At 68.0% G+C, this 12,999-nt stretch carries 13 protein-coding genes and 2 pseudogenes; 10 read left to right on the plus strand and 5 right to left on the minus strand.

Annotation, left to right across the window (positions count from 1 at the left end; all coding sequences use genetic code 11):
* Positions 1-341 precede the first annotated feature (341 nt).
* From AC6JBM_RS19700 to AC6JBM_RS19735, 8 genes and pseudogenes are all read left to right on the plus strand, one after another.
* Positions 342-1,100 carry a GntR family transcriptional regulator gene (locus AC6JBM_RS19700; protein ID WP_497985051.1) on the plus strand — a complete coding sequence of 253 codons (759 nt, stop codon included), beginning with the start codon at positions 342-344 and terminating at the stop codon, positions 1,098-1,100.
* The gene (locus AC6JBM_RS19705) at positions 1,097-2,038 is read left to right on the plus strand and encodes an ABC transporter permease (RefSeq protein ID WP_497985052.1); all 942 of its coding nucleotides are present in this window, start codon (positions 1,097-1,099) and stop codon (positions 2,036-2,038) included. Before AC6JBM_RS19700 ends, AC6JBM_RS19705 begins: the two co-directional genes overlap by 4 nt.
* Entirely contained in the window at positions 2,035-2,913 is an 879-nt protein-coding gene (locus AC6JBM_RS19710; protein WP_497985053.1) for an ABC transporter permease, read from the plus strand. Before AC6JBM_RS19705 ends, AC6JBM_RS19710 begins: the two co-directional genes overlap by 4 nt.
* Entirely contained in the window at positions 2,910-3,920 is a 1,011-nt protein-coding gene (locus AC6JBM_RS19715) for an ABC transporter ATP-binding protein (protein ID WP_497985054.1), read from the plus strand. Before AC6JBM_RS19710 ends, AC6JBM_RS19715 begins: the two co-directional genes overlap by 4 nt.
* Complete coding sequence (locus tag AC6JBM_RS19720) at positions 3,917-4,693, plus strand: ATP-binding cassette domain-containing protein (protein WP_497985055.1); 777 nt, start codon at positions 3,917-3,919, stop codon at positions 4,691-4,693. The genes AC6JBM_RS19715 and AC6JBM_RS19720 overlap by 4 nt, the downstream gene beginning before the upstream one ends.
* A 155-nt stretch (positions 4,694-4,848) precedes the next feature.
* The gene (locus tag AC6JBM_RS19725) at positions 4,849-6,294 is read left to right on the plus strand and encodes an ABC transporter substrate-binding protein (protein WP_497985056.1); all 1,446 of its coding nucleotides are present in this window, start codon (positions 4,849-4,851) and stop codon (positions 6,292-6,294) included.
* Positions 6,295-6,356: 62 nt separating this feature from the next.
* Positions 6,357-6,992, plus strand: coding sequence for an isochorismatase family protein (locus AC6JBM_RS19730; RefSeq protein WP_497985057.1), 636 nt, complete (start codon positions 6,357-6,359; stop codon positions 6,990-6,992).
* Between the two features lie 128 nt (positions 6,993-7,120).
* A pseudogene (locus tag AC6JBM_RS19735) lies at positions 7,121-7,897 on the plus strand (IS5 family transposase).
* Here the strand turns inward: AC6JBM_RS19735 and AC6JBM_RS19740 are convergent.
* A pseudogene (locus AC6JBM_RS19740) lies at positions 7,866-8,523 on the minus strand (transposase). The pseudogenes AC6JBM_RS19735 and AC6JBM_RS19740 sit on opposite strands and share 32 nt — an antisense overlap.
* A gap of 42 nt (positions 8,524-8,565) precedes the next feature.
* Positions 8,566-9,402, minus strand: a complete 837-nt coding sequence (locus tag AC6JBM_RS19745; RefSeq protein ID WP_497985058.1) for a LysR family transcriptional regulator — start codon at positions 9,400-9,402, stop codon at positions 8,566-8,568.
* A gap of 95 nt (positions 9,403-9,497) precedes the next feature.
* Between AC6JBM_RS19745 and AC6JBM_RS19750 the strand changes: the two genes are divergently transcribed.
* Together AC6JBM_RS19750 and AC6JBM_RS19755 are read left to right on the plus strand one after the other, a co-directional pair.
* Positions 9,498-10,223 carry an SDR family oxidoreductase gene (locus AC6JBM_RS19750; RefSeq protein ID WP_497985059.1) on the plus strand — a complete coding sequence of 242 codons (726 nt, stop codon included), beginning with the start codon at positions 9,498-9,500 and terminating at the stop codon, positions 10,221-10,223.
* A gap of 51 nt (positions 10,224-10,274) precedes the next feature.
* Complete coding sequence (locus AC6JBM_RS19755; protein WP_497985060.1) at positions 10,275-10,661, plus strand: DUF2255 family protein; 387 nt, start codon at positions 10,275-10,277, stop codon at positions 10,659-10,661.
* Between the two features lie 8 nt (positions 10,662-10,669).
* Here AC6JBM_RS19755 and AC6JBM_RS19760 read toward each other — a convergent pair whose 3' ends face one another.
* The 3 genes from AC6JBM_RS19760 to gabT all read right to left on the minus strand — a co-directional run bounded on the left by AC6JBM_RS19760 (position 10,670) and on the right by gabT (position 12,925).
* The gene (locus AC6JBM_RS19760) at positions 10,670-10,792 is read right to left on the minus strand and encodes a hypothetical protein (RefSeq protein WP_497985061.1); all 123 of its coding nucleotides are present in this window, start codon (positions 10,790-10,792) and stop codon (positions 10,670-10,672) included.
* A gap of 94 nt (positions 10,793-10,886) precedes the next feature.
* Positions 10,887-11,567: an NADPH-dependent F420 reductase gene (gene npdG / locus AC6JBM_RS19765; protein ID WP_497986493.1), complete on the minus strand. Its 681-nt coding sequence runs from the start codon at positions 11,565-11,567 to the stop codon at positions 10,887-10,889.
* Positions 11,568-11,575: 8 nt separating this feature from the next.
* On the minus strand, positions 11,576-12,925 hold the full coding sequence (gene gabT, locus AC6JBM_RS19770) for a 4-aminobutyrate--2-oxoglutarate transaminase (RefSeq protein WP_497985062.1): 1,350 nt from the start codon (positions 12,923-12,925) through the stop codon (positions 11,576-11,578).
* Positions 12,926-12,999 lie beyond the last annotated feature (74 nt).

Here is a 12,999-nt window from a genome sequence, read left to right on the forward strand (position 1 = left end):
TGCCGATCCAGCCCATCAGCCGGTACCCGGTGCGGACGGGATACGACAGGACGGACGCGACGGCGCATGCGCAACTGGTCAAAATTCACGACAAGACTCCTCGGAACGCGTGACGAAGCGCTCCATCCCGCGCAGGCTAACCAGTCTCAGAAGATGCGTCCAATCCGGAAGCGCGCCCGCCTTCCAGTGGCCCGAACAAGACGCAGAATAGCCGCGTATCTGCTGCTGAGGCGAGAGAAATGCCTGTTCAGAGGGCATGTGGCTACGGAGGTTGCTCGCGTAACTTCAGAGAAACCACCGTGGTGGAAATGCGAAACAGAGGGCTCTTAGCGTCCGTCACCGTGAGTTCCACAGCATGGCATCTGTCCGCCAAGTTGAGCGCGGCGCGCCGTTCAATACGCGTGCACGATCTTCTGCACGAAGATGTGGCGATGCGCACGTTCGACAACAATTTTCTACCGTCGGACCAGGATCTGGCGGCCCGGTATTCCACGAGCCGTACCGTTATCCGGCAAGTGCTCAACCAGCTTCGGAATGAGCGTGTTGTGGAGCGTCGACAAGGTGTCGGCACCTTCGTCGCGACGACGCAACTGCGCTACAGCCTCTCGCCCGCGGACGAGAGCGACGACCAGTACCTCTCCCCGAACCTGGGTCTGACGCGACTTCATGTCGTATCGAGCGAGACGATGACGGCGCCGCCGACGGTGTGTTCCGTCCTCGACGCTCCTGCGGGAGCGGAGTGTGTCTGCGTCGAGTACGCCATCTACGTGAGCGGCGAGATCACCACCGCTGGCACGAGCTATCTGCTCGGTCCTCTGGCCACGAGCGTGCGTCCGGGCCTGTACGCCGGTGGTCTGCGCGCGCACTTGCGGCAGATGGGTATCGAGTACCGCGGCTTTGAAGTGCACATCCAGGCGATCAAGGCCGACGCCGCCACAGCCGAGGCACTCGACGTGCCGGAAGGTGACGCGCTGCTGTACATCCGGCGCGTCGGCCATGACCGTGACGGGCGTGCGACACAGCTGAGCTTCACGCGTCACCGCTCCGAACGCGCCTCCTTCACCTTCCGCAGCGGAACGCTCCTGGCAGGAAACTCGTGACCCGTTATCTGCTGCGGCGGCTGCTGTTCGCCGTCCCAACGCTGCTTGGTGTGTCGCTCGTCGTGTTCGTCACGGTCAAGCTCATTCCGGGCGATCCGGTCTCCAGCCTGCTCGGTACCAACGGCACGCCGCAGGCGCGGGCCGAGCTCACAGCGCGGCTGGGACTCGACCGCCCGCCACCCGTGCAGTACCTCACCTGGCTGTGGAACGCGTTGCGCGGTGACCTGGGGATGTCGACCGCCACGCACGGTGCGGTGCTCGGTCTGGTGGCGATGGCGTTCGTGAACACGCTGTGGCTGGCGGCCTTCGCGGCGATCCTCGCGGTGGGCGCCGGTGCCGTGCTCGGCGCGTACGGAGCCTTCGGCAGGAGCAGGTTAGGAAAGGCGCTCGCGGAGGGATTCTCGATCTTCGGGATGTCGGCGCCGCAGTATTCGCTCGCCCTTGTCCTGCTCATCGTCTTCGCCGTGGGGCTCCACGCGTTCCCGGTGTCCGGTATGTACTCTCCGCGCGGCGGAGGCTGGGGTGACCTCTTGTGGCACCTGGTGCTGCCCGGAGTGGCCGCCGCCCTGGTACCGGCCGGGGTCATCGCACGGATGTTCCGCGCCTCGCTCATTGAGCTGCGGTCGGCCGACTGGGTCGACGCCTATCGGTGGCGCGGGGTCTCCGAACGTCGCATCCGACGCCACCTGCTGCGCAACGCGCTCGCCCCGTTCCTGACCATCTCAGGGCTGCAGATCGGCTATCTGCTCGGCGGGGTGGTGTTCGTGGAGACGATCTTCGCCTGGCCCGGTCTTGGTCGACTCGTTTTCGACTCGATCGCGAAACGCGACCTCTCCGTCATCCAGGGCGGGGTCCTCATCTCCGCCCTCGCGTTTGTGCTCATCAACATCGCCGTCGATGCGGCGGTGGCCATCGTCGACCCCAGGGTGCGCGGATGACCGACCTGACCCTCCCAGAATCCCCAGCCGATACTCCCACCGGACGGCGTCGCCGGCGGCGTCGCCTGTCGATCGCGGGTGCCGCGGCGGTCACGATCATCGCGCTCGTCGCGGCGGCCGCGGTTCTCGCGCCTTGGCTCACACCGTATTCACCGACCGCCGGAGACATCACGAAGCGGCTGCTGCCACTGGGATCGCCCGGGCACCTCTTCGGCACCGACGGCCAGGGGCGCGACATCCTCACCCGACTGCTCTTCGGCGGCAGACTCTCGCTGCTGGCCGGCGTCGTGCCGGTCGCCGTCGCCGGCGTGCTGGGGTTGGTGCTGGGCGTGGTCGCCGGGCAGGCGGGTCCCCATGTCAACGCTGTGATCATGAGGGCGCTGGACGTCTTCTATGCCTTCCCCGCCGTGCTGCTCGCGATCGCGATCGCGGCCGCGCTCGGGCCGGGCATCGCGAACGCCGTCATCGCGCTCGCGGTGGTGCTGGTCCCTTCAGTGGCGCGGGTCACCGAGACGGAGGTCAAACGCTTGCGAAGTGCGGATTTCATGGAGGCGGCACGGGCAAGCGGAGCATCGCGCGTGCGCATCGCCGTCGTCCATGTCCTACCGAACGTGCTCCCTGCCGTGCTCGTCTACTGCACGGCGCTCGTCGGTCTCTCGATCGTCTTCGCGGCCGGTCTGAGTTTCCTCGGGCTCGGCGTCGCGCCGCCGGTGGCCGAATGGGGCGCGATGGTGAGTGAGCTGCAGTCGCTGCTCTTCGTGCAACCGGCACTGCTGCTGGTGCCCGCGCTCGCGATCCTCATCGTATCGATTGCGTTCAACGTACTCGGCGACGCGCTACGGGAGCTGCTCGACGTGCGGGGAGCCGTCCGATGATCTCAACCGGGGAAGACCGGGAGGTGCTTGTCGTCGAGCGCCTCAAGACGGAGTTCGTGTCCGGCGGACGGGTCGCGCACGCGGTCCGCGGCGTCAGCCTGCGTGCGCGGCGCGGTCGCACGCTGGTGCTGCTCGGCGAGAGCGGTAGTGGCAAGTCGGTCACCCTCCGCTCGCTGCACGCGCTGGCCGGCCGCACCGCCCGCTACCGGGGATCGGTCAGCATCCTCGGCCAGTCGGTGCTCGATGCATCGCCGGACGAGCTGCGCCGCACGCGAGGAGCCGTGGTCGCACTGGTACCGCAGGATCCCGCCGGTGCACTCGATCCGCTGAGCCGGGTCGGGCGCCAGATCGAAGAGGTACTCCTCACGCATGACGCCGTAGCCAACCGTGGCGCGGCCCGGCGCCGCTCGCTGGAGCTGCTCGTCCAGGTCGGGATCTCCGAGCCCGAGCGCGTCGCCCGTAGCTTCCCGCACGAGCTTTCGGGCGGGATGCGGCAGCGCGTCGCGATCGCGATCGCGGTGAGCTGCGGCCCGGCCCTCCTCCTGGCCGATGAGCCGACGACCGCGCTGGACGTGACGACCCAGGCTCAGATCCTGCGGCTGTTCGGCGACCTGCGGCAGCGGCTGGGGATGGCCATGCTCTTCGTCACCCATGATGTGGGCGTTGCCCGCGAGATCGGCGATGACGTGGCCGTCATGTACGCGGGCCTGATCATCGAACAGGGCACGGCTCAGGAGGTGCTGGACAGTCCGCGGCATCCGTACACACGCGCGCTGCTGGCCGCCATGCCGACGCCGGACATCCCGAAGGGCGGTCTCGCGGCGATCGGCGGGGCGCCCCCGCCCCTCGACTTGCCCATCACAGGCTGCCCGTTCGCCCCGCGCTGCCCAATCGCCCAGGAGTCGTGCCTGGACGCGGAACCGCCGCTTACCGTGGTGAGCGGTTCCCATGCGACGGCGTGCCCGGTTCTCGCGCAATCCCCTCGCCTTCGGCGGGCTGTCGCATGACCGCGCTGGTCGAGGTGAACAAGCTCGTGAAAACGTACGGGAACGGTGTACGTGCCGTCGACGACGTTTCCTTCCAGGTTTGCGCCGGCCAGACCCTCGGCATCGTCGGCGAGTCCGGATGCGGCAAATCGACGACGGCCAAGATCGTACTCGGACTGCTGTCCGCCGATTCGGGGACCATCTCCATCGACGGCCAGGTCGTCCGTGACGCGCGACAGCACCGGCTGCTGCGCCGTCGGCTCCAGCTGGTGCCGCAGAACCCCCAGACCTCGTTCAACCCGCGGCTCACGATCGGCCGCTCGATCGCCTTCAATCTTGCCGTGCACAAGGTGCCGCGCGCGGAGCATCGCCGCCGCATCGTCGCAATGCTCGACCGTGTGGGGCTCACCGCCGAGCGATTCGACGCGTACCCGCACGAGCTGTCGGGCGGCCAGCTGCAGCGGGCGGCCATCGCGCGAGCGCTCGTCACGCAGCCGCGTCTGGTCGTCTGCGACGAAGCGGTGTCCGCACTCGACAAGTCGGTACAGGCCCAGGTGCTCAACCTGCTGTCCGGCCTGCAGACCGAACTCGGTCTGGCCTACCTGTTCATCTCCCATGACCTCGACGTCGTCGAGCACATGAGTGATGACCTGCTGGTGATGTATCGCGGCCAGATCGTGGAACGGGGCGCCGCGGCGGACATCTACCGCAACCCGACGCACCCGTACACCACGACCCTCCTCGAGTCGATCCCCGGACGGCCAGGAGTCGCATCCGAACCGTTCCACCGCTAGCCACCTCCGGAGCACCGATGAAACCCCTGTATCGCCTCACCACCTATATCGCGACCGCCGGGTTACTGGGCACGCTCACCGCGTGCACCCCGACCGCGCAGACCACCGACAGCAGCGGAACGCTCATCATCGCCATGACAGCGAGCGACATCCCCATGCTCGACACCACGCTCAGCAGCAACCAGGGTTACGAAGGCGCACGCTTCGTCGGACGCCAACTCTACGACAGCCTCACCGCCTTCGATCTCTCGCAAGGGGAGACGAACCCGAAGATCGTGGGCGACCTCGCCACCACCTGGGAGATCGACGAGGCGGCGCACAGCTGGACCTTCCACCTGCGAACGGGCGTCACCTTCCACGACGGCACACCATTCGACGCGGACGCGGCGGTGTTCAACCTTCGCCGCTACACCGACAAGACCTTCGAGTACTACTACCCGGAACTCGCCGCACGAGCCGGCCTCGGCATCGCCGGCATCGACAGGGTCGACAAGGTCGACAACATGGCGATCAAAATCGTCACGAAGGGGCCGTGGGCGTCGCTCACCTCCGACCTCGTGAGCGTCCTGTTCGGCAGCCCGGCCGAGATCAAGAAGGACGGCAACAAAGGCTTCGCCGCGCACCCCGTCGGCACCGGCCCGTTCAAGTTCTCCTCCCTGCAACCCGGGCAGAGCCTGACGCTCGTCGCGAACGACCAGTACTGGGCCGGCCGGCCCAACCTCGACACCCTCATCCTGCGCCCGATCCCCGACCCGACAGCACGCGCCGCCGCACTACGCGCCGGCGAGGTGAACTGGATCGAGACCCCGCTGCCCGACGACGTGCCCGGCCTCAAGGCCGCGGGCTACCAGGTGGCGATGAACAGCTACGACCACAACTGGCCCTGGATCTTCAACACAACCAAGGCACCCTTCAGCGATGTCCGCATCCGCAGGGCGCTCGAGTACGCCGTGGACCGCCAGTCGCTCATCGACAACGTACTGCACGGCACCGCCGAACCGGCCGCCCAGGGCGTCGCCCCAGCCAACGCCGCCTACCGCAAGGACAACGACCTCTATCGGTACGACCCGTCGAAGGCGAAAACACTGCTCGCGGAAGCGGGCCACCCCAACGGGCTGGACGTCACGCTCGTCTACCCGACGAGCGGCAGCGGCAACATGGTTCCCGGACCGATGAACGAGGCACTGCAGCAACAGCTCGCCACCCTCGGTATCAACGTGAAGCTCGTCCCAGTCGAGTGGGCCTCGATGGGCGCCGACTTCGTCGCCGGGAAGTTCCCCCAAGGGGCCGACCTGGTCAACATCAGCCTCGGCTTCCAGCAGGAGGGCTACTGGAACATGCTCCTCGGAGCGGCGCCCCAAAACCTCTCCGGACTGCACGACCCACAGGCTGAAGCCCTGTTCACCCAGGCCCGGGCGACGTTCGACGACACCAAGCGCTTCGACCTCTACGCCCAAGCGGCACACATCCTGACCGACCAGGCGCAGTGGCTGTACATCGTCCACGACCTCAACCCGCGGGTGCTTGCCCCCACCGTGCACGGCTTCGTCGATCCGAAGTCCTGGTACGTAGACCTGACCAAGGTCACCGTCGGCCCATGACACACCTGAGGTGGGCGCCGGCCACCGGCGTCCACCCCCTCCCCGAAAGGCAACCCAGAGACATGACATCGACTACCGAACGGTTCGGTGCGGACGCAGCCTTCATCGTTGTTGACGTCCAGAACGACTTCGTCTCCGGCTCGATGTCCGTGCCGGGCGCGGAAGCCATCATCGACCCGATCAACGCCGTGGCCGAAATCGCGGAACACGTGGTCGTCGTCACCGACTGGCACCCCGCGAACCACGTGTCGTTCGCCTCCACCCACGGTGTTCAGCCACTCGACGTCATCACCGTCCCGTACGGAGAGCAACGCGTATGGCCAGACCACTGCGTCCAGGGAACCGAGGGCGCCGAACTCGATCCGCGTCTACGCCTCACCAAGGCGGAACTCGTGTTCCGCAAAGGCTACCGTGCCGGCGTCGACTCCTACGGCGCCTTCTTCGAGAACGACCAGAGCACCCGAACGGGACTCGCCGACTACCTACGAGGAAGAGGCATCCACCGGCTCTACCTTGCAGGGCTGGCACGCTACGGCTGCGTCGCACAGACCGCACTCGGCGCCGCGCGAGAAGGCCTCAACGTCGCAATCATCGACGAAGCCGCCGCGGGCGGAGACCCGTCGGTGCGGACCGCGCTGGACCAAGCCGGAGTACGCTGGGTCAGCATCAACAACCTGACGGGCAAGTTACGTCCGTAAGGACGCACGACGGAACACGCTCACCCAATCAGCGCCTTTAGACCGCGTCTCATTTGGGGCTGACAAACGGTCAGCGTTGATGTTCAATCTTCGGCGTGTCCGAAGTAGAGCGTTGGTGTCCTGATGCTCTGTGGGAGATCGCAGCCCCGTTGATCCCGCCGCCGCCGGTGCGGCCGCAGGGTGGTGGTCGGCGGGCGGGTGGACGATCGGGCGGTGCTGGCTGCGATCTGCTATCTGACCCAGGCCGGGTGCTCGTGGTGGAAGCTGCCGGAGGCGATGTTCGGCGTCACCCGCGCTACGGCGCACCGCCGCTTCGCCGAGTGGACGAAGGCCGGGCTGTGGCCGGCACTGCACCTGGCGGTGCTGCAGCGGCTGCAGGCCCTGGAGGTGCTGGACTGGTCGAGGGCGGTGATCGACTCCATCCAGGTCCGGGCTGAAAAAGGGGCGATCTGACCGGGCCGAGCCCGGTCGACCGCGGCAAGCCCGGCAGCAAGATCCACGCCATGGTCGAACGTGGCGGCCTGCCGCTCACCACCGCCATCTCCGCAGCGAACACCCCGGACGCGGCGGTGCTGCTGCCACTGCTGGACGGCATGCCCGCCGTCTCCGGCCGGGTCGGCCGCCCTCGCCGCCGACCCGACGAGCTGCACGCCGACAAAGCCTACGACCACAAAGCGCTGCGGGCTGAGGTCCGCCGACGCGGCATCACCGTACGGATCGCCCGCAAGAAGATCGAGTCCTCACAACGCCTCGGCAGCCACCGCTGGGTCATCGAGCGCACTCTGTCCTGGCTGATGCGCTACCGGCGCCTGGTACGCCGCTACGACCGCTACGCCGCCCACTTCGCCGCGTTCACCACCATCGCCTGCGCCCTCATCTGCTACCGCAGTGTCCCGAGTCGTTAATTCGCCTGCAGGAGCGCGCGATTGATTCGAGGATTTGGTCCGCGGTCTCGGTCCGGACGTAGGGACGGGGGTTGTCGTTCCACGTCTGAATCCAGGCGCGGATGTCGGTGTGAGTTCGCGGACGCTGCGGTGGGTGCCGCGTTGCAGTTTCTTGGTGGTCAGTTCCCCGAACCAGCGTTCGACGAGGTCGAGCCATGATGCGCCGGTCGGGGTGAAGTGCAGCGTAGAGCGGGGATGTGCGGCGAGCCAGCGTTCGATGACCTGGGTCTTGTGGGTCGAGGCGTTGTCGAGCAGTGCGTTGCAACCGGCGGCGTTGTTTCCACCGTCCGGGTGATCACCGCTTCGACGTCCTCGTCGGACACCGTGCGCGGCCGGCCTGGCCGCGGCTCGTCCAGCAGCCCGTCGAGGCGGTCCCGCAGAAACCGGCCCCGCCACGTACGAGCGCTGGACAGCGCAACCCCACGCTCGTGCGCGATCGCTGTGTTGCCCAACCCGTCAGCCGCCGCCAGGACGATCCGCGACCGCATCGCCAACCCATTCGCCGTCCGCGACCCGCGGGCCCACGCCATCGACTGCGCGCGCTCAGCATCGGACAACACCACAGCACCAGCGACCGGACTCGGCATCCGAACCCGATACAGATAGGCGCGAATGAACGACTCAGGACACTAGAGGTGTGTGGCTACCCGGACGAGGTCGGCGAGTGCTCGAGAGCGGCTGTGTGGCGGCCAGGCGATGACTGTCGTCACGGTCGGCGCGTCAAGAACCGGCACGACGGTCAGGCCTTCGAGCACATTGGCGCGGCAGGATTCGGGCATGATCACGGTAGTGCGGCCAAGCGCGATCAGCTGGAAGAGCTGGGTCTGGTTGCGTACTTCGGCTCCGGGGCCTTCGGGATAGGTGCCGTCGGGGCCGGGCCAGCGGGCAAGTGGGAGGTCCGGCAGTGAACTGACATCCGCCGTCCGGACGTGGGATCTGCCGGCGAGCGGATGTGAGGCGGGAAGGATGGCGACCTGTCCCTCGGTGTTCAGGATTTCGGTGTCGAGTTCGGCTGTCGAGTCGAAGGGTTGATGTAGCAGTGCCACGTCGGCCTGGCCGGCATGCAGCATTTGCTGGGGCTGGGATTCGCAGAGCAGCAGGTCGACGGCGACGGCACCCGGCTCGGTGGCGTACGCGTCGAGCAACTTCGCCAGCAGTTCGCCGGAGGCGCCGGCCTTGGTGGCCAGGACGAGCGAGGGCTGACTCGTCGCGGCACGCTGGGTGCGCCGCTCGGCCGCGGCCAGCGCGCCGAGGATCGCCCGGCCTTCGGCCAGCAGCACCGATCCGGCTTCGGTGAGTGTGACTTTGCGGCTGGTGCGTTCCAGCAATGGGACCCCGAGTCGTTGCTCGAGCTGAGTGATCGTCCGCGACAGCGGCGGCTGGGCGATACCCAGGCGCTGGGCCGCCCGGCCGAAGTGCAACTCCTCGGCGACCGCAACGAAGTACCGCAACTCTCGGGTCTCCACCTAGCCAAACTACCGCCCGACCGATATCAGCTGGGTATCGTTGCGTGACTCAGACGGTGTTGGTGCTCCGCCAGTGCCCGGTCACGATCAACGGCATGAGCCAACAGACGATTGCGCTGGTCACCGGCGCGAACAAGGGAATCGGATACGAGATCGCGGCCGGGCTCGGCGCGCTGGGCTGGAGCGTCGGCGTCGGGGCCCGGGACGAGCAGCGCCGGGAGGACGCTGTGGCGAAGCTGCGTGCGGCCGGCGTCGACGCCTTCGGGGTATCCCTGGACGTGACCGACGACGCGAGCGTTGTGGCCGCCGCCGAACTGATCGAGGAGCGTGGCGGGCGGCTCGACGTGCTGGTCAACAACGCCGGCGTCGCCGGGGCATGGCCGGAGGAACCCTCGACCGTTACGCCGGAGAGTATGCGGGCGGTGGTGGAGACCAACGTGATCGGCGTCATCCGGGTCATCAACGCGATGCTGCCGCTGCTGCGCCGCTCGAAGCACCCGCGGATCGTCAACCAGTCCAGCCACGTCGCTTCTTTGACCTTGCAGACCACGCCGGGCGTCGACCTCGGCGGAATCAGCGGGGCGTACTCACCGTCGAAGACGTTCCTCAACGCGGTCGCTATCCAGTACGCCAAGGAGCTGAGCAACACCAACATCAAAATCAACAACGCCTGCCCCGGCTACGTCGCGACCGACCTCAACGGCTTCCAGGGAACCAGCACGCCCGCAGAAGGCGCCAAGATCGCCATTCGGCTCGCCACGCTGCCAGACGACGGGCCAACCGGTGGGCTCTTCGACGACAGCGGGGAAGTCCCCTGGTGACCGGCTTACCGCCGATGTATCGATGGTGTCTGCCGAGGAGGTCGGACAACGATGACCGCCGAGTGGTACCCGCAAAGTCTGCGTTTCCTAGACGCGGCGCGGGAGCTGCACATCGCCGTCCGGCGCGCAGACGGGAGCCTGCGGCCGTGGCTGCCGATCTGGATCGTGTGCGCCGGTGGGCAGGCGTACGTGCGGACCTGGTACCGACGCGACACCGGCTGGTTCGGCGCGGCTCTGCGTTCGCGTAGGGCCCGCATCCGCGTGCCGGGCCTGGAATCCAACGTCGCCGTTGAGCACATCGGCGACGCGTCGTCCCAGCTGACCGCCGACGTCGACAACGCCTACCGCACCAAGTACGGCCACGGTGGCGCCCGCTCCATGATTACTGCCGCGGCCGTGGCCACGACTTTGCGGCTCGATCCAGATCGGTCGAGCTGAGACTGCGCCTACCGCGCGTCGGCCGGGGTCGCGGTGAACCAGTCCGGTCCGCGCGTGGAGAGCGCCGACTGGTCATCATCGCCGACGACGACCAGGGTGGGAGTCTTCAAGGAGTTGAAGTCCGGGTTCATGAACGAAAAGTGCTCCCGTGCGAACGGTGTCAGGTCCGCCCCGGCCGTCCACCAGCGGGACGTCCGGTGCTCCGCAGTGTCGAGCTACCGTGCCTCAGATGTCGGTCACGCGCAGGCCGGAGTGTGCCTTGTAGCGACGGTTGATACTGATGAGATTGGCGGTGAAGGCCTCGACCTGGTGCGCATTGCGCAGCCGGCCACCGTAGACGCCACGCATGCCGGGGATCGTGGCCACGAGTTGCTGGACGAGTTCCACGGCGTCGCGGTCCTCACCGAGCACCAGCACGTCACTGTCGATGAACTCGACCGCAGGGTCGTCCAGCAACACCGCGCTGACGTGGTGGAACGCCGCGACGACCCGGCTCTCGGGCAGCAGGGCGGCGGCCTGCTCGGCCGCGGAGCCTTCCGGCACACGGAGCGCGAACGCACCTTTGCCGTCGAATCCGAGCGGGTTGACGCAATCCACAACCAGCTTTCCCGCCAGGGCGGGCGCCAGCTCGGTGAGGAGCTCCGCATGTGCCTCCCACGGCACCGCCACGATGACGACCTCGCCGAGGCGCGCCGCCGCGAGATTGCCCGTGCCCTCCACGCGTCCGCCCGTCGCGGCCTCGAGTTCCCCCGCGGCGGCCTGCGCGCGATCAACGTCGCGGCTGCCCAGGACCACCCGCAGGCCGGCCGCGGCGAACCGGCGCGCGAGACCACGCCCCTGTGGACCGGTGCCACCGAGGACGGCGACCGTCCGGATTTCGGGATTCGTCACTGCGTTCGCCTCCATGTCGAGCGTCACGCCGTCGCCACGAAGGCGTCGGCGAGCACGTCCAGCCCTTCGCAGAGCAGCTGCTCCGGGATCACCAGCGGAGGCAGGAAGCGCAGGACGTTGCCGTCGGTGCCGCACGTCAGGGTGAGCACGCCTTGTGCATGGCAGAACGCCGAGACCGCGGCCGCCCGCCCGGGGTCGGGCGTGTGCCCGTCCGCGGTGACGAGTTCGACGGCGACCATCGCGCCCCGTCCACGGATGTCGCCGATCGCCGGGTGGTGCTCGGCCAGCCCTTGCAGCCTGTTGAACATCAGCTCGCCGACGCGCCGGGCCGCAGCGTTCAAATCCAGGCTCCGCATGAGCTCGATGGCGCCGAGCGCGGCGGCGCAGGCGACCGGGTTGCCGCCGTACGTCCCGCCCAGCCCGCCGGAGTGCACCGCGTCCATGATCTCGGCGCGGCCGGTCACCGCGGCGAGCGGCAGGCCGCCCGCGATGCCCTTCGCCGTGGTGAGCAGATCCGGAACGACACCCTCGTGGTCACTGGCGAACCAGTCGCCGGTGCGGCAGAAGCCGGTCTGGATCTCGTCGGCGACGAAGACCACGCCGTTGTTCCGTGCCCATTCGGCGAGCCGGGGCAGGAATCCCTTGGCCGGCACGACGAATCCGCCCTCACCGAGGATCGGCTCGATCACGACACACGCGACGTTCGCCGCGCCGACCTGCTTGCCGATCGCGTCGATGGCCCGGTCGGCCGCGGCGGCCCCGTCCACGGCGGTGAGCTCACGGAACGGGTAGGACATCGGCGCCCGGTAGACCTCTCCGGCGAACGGACCGAACCCCTGCTTGTACGGCATGTCCTTCGCGGTCATCGCCATGGTGAGATTGGTACGGCCGTGGTAGGCGTGGTCGAAGACGACAACAGCGCGCCGGCCCGTGTGCGCCCGGGCAATCTTGACGGCGTTCTCGACCGCCTCCGCCCCCGAGCTGAGCAGGACGGACTTCTTCGCATGATCGCCGGGGGTCAGCCGGGCAAGCTCTTCGCAGACATCGACGTAGCCGTCGTACGGCGTGACCATGAAGCAGGTGTGGGTGAACGCCCGCACCTGGTCGGCGACCCGCGCGGCGACCGCCGGGGCCGCGTTGCCGACGCCGGTGACGGCGATGCCCGAGGCGAGGTCGATCAGCGAGTTGCCGTCCACGTCGCGCAGCACGCCGCCGCCGGCCGCCTCGATGAACACCGGCAGCGTGGTACCGACACCACCAGCGACGAACCGTTGACGACGGGCGAAGCGCTCGCGTGACACCGGACCGGGGATCTCGGTGACGAGGCGGCGGACCTGGGGCAGCTCGGGCCCCCCGGCGATCGACGTTGACATGATGCCACCGTAGGCCGGCCGCTCATCGGCAGCGTTCGCCGATCCGTACAAGACGTGTCCGGGCACCTGTACAG

Source organism: Dactylosporangium thailandense, assembly GCF_059739745.1.

What these genes read in the sequence shown, in the direction of transcription:
- AC6JBM_RS19710 (WP_497985053.1), top strand. Translation starts at nt 2,035, where the DNA reads ATGACCGACCTGACCCTCCCAGAATCCCCAGCCGATACTCCCACCGGA.
- AC6JBM_RS19715 (WP_497985054.1), top strand. Translation starts at nt 2,910, where the DNA reads ATGATCTCAACCGGGGAAGACCGGGAGGTGCTTGTCGTCGAGCGCCTC.
- gabT (WP_497985062.1), bottom strand. Translation starts at nt 12,925, where the DNA reads ATGTCAACGTCGATCGCCGGGGGGCCCGAGCTGCCCCAGGTCCGCCGC.
- AC6JBM_RS19750 (WP_497985059.1), top strand. Translation starts at nt 9,498, where the DNA reads ATGAGCCAACAGACGATTGCGCTGGTCACCGGCGCGAACAAGGGAATC.
- AC6JBM_RS19755 (WP_497985060.1), top strand. Translation starts at nt 10,275, where the DNA reads ATGACCGCCGAGTGGTACCCGCAAAGTCTGCGTTTCCTAGACGCGGCG.
- AC6JBM_RS19760 (WP_497985061.1), bottom strand. Translation starts at nt 10,792, where the DNA reads ATGAACCCGGACTTCAACTCCTTGAAGACTCCCACCCTGGTCGTCGTC.
- AC6JBM_RS19725 (WP_497985056.1), top strand. Translation starts at nt 4,849, where the DNA reads ATGCTCGACACCACGCTCAGCAGCAACCAGGGTTACGAAGGCGCACGC.
- AC6JBM_RS19730 (WP_497985057.1), top strand. Translation starts at nt 6,357, where the DNA reads ATGACATCGACTACCGAACGGTTCGGTGCGGACGCAGCCTTCATCGTT.
- npdG (WP_497986493.1), bottom strand. Translation starts at nt 11,567, where the DNA reads ATGGAGGCGAACGCAGTGACGAATCCCGAAATCCGGACGGTCGCCGTC.
- AC6JBM_RS19720 (WP_497985055.1), top strand. Translation starts at nt 3,917, where the DNA reads ATGACCGCGCTGGTCGAGGTGAACAAGCTCGTGAAAACGTACGGGAAC.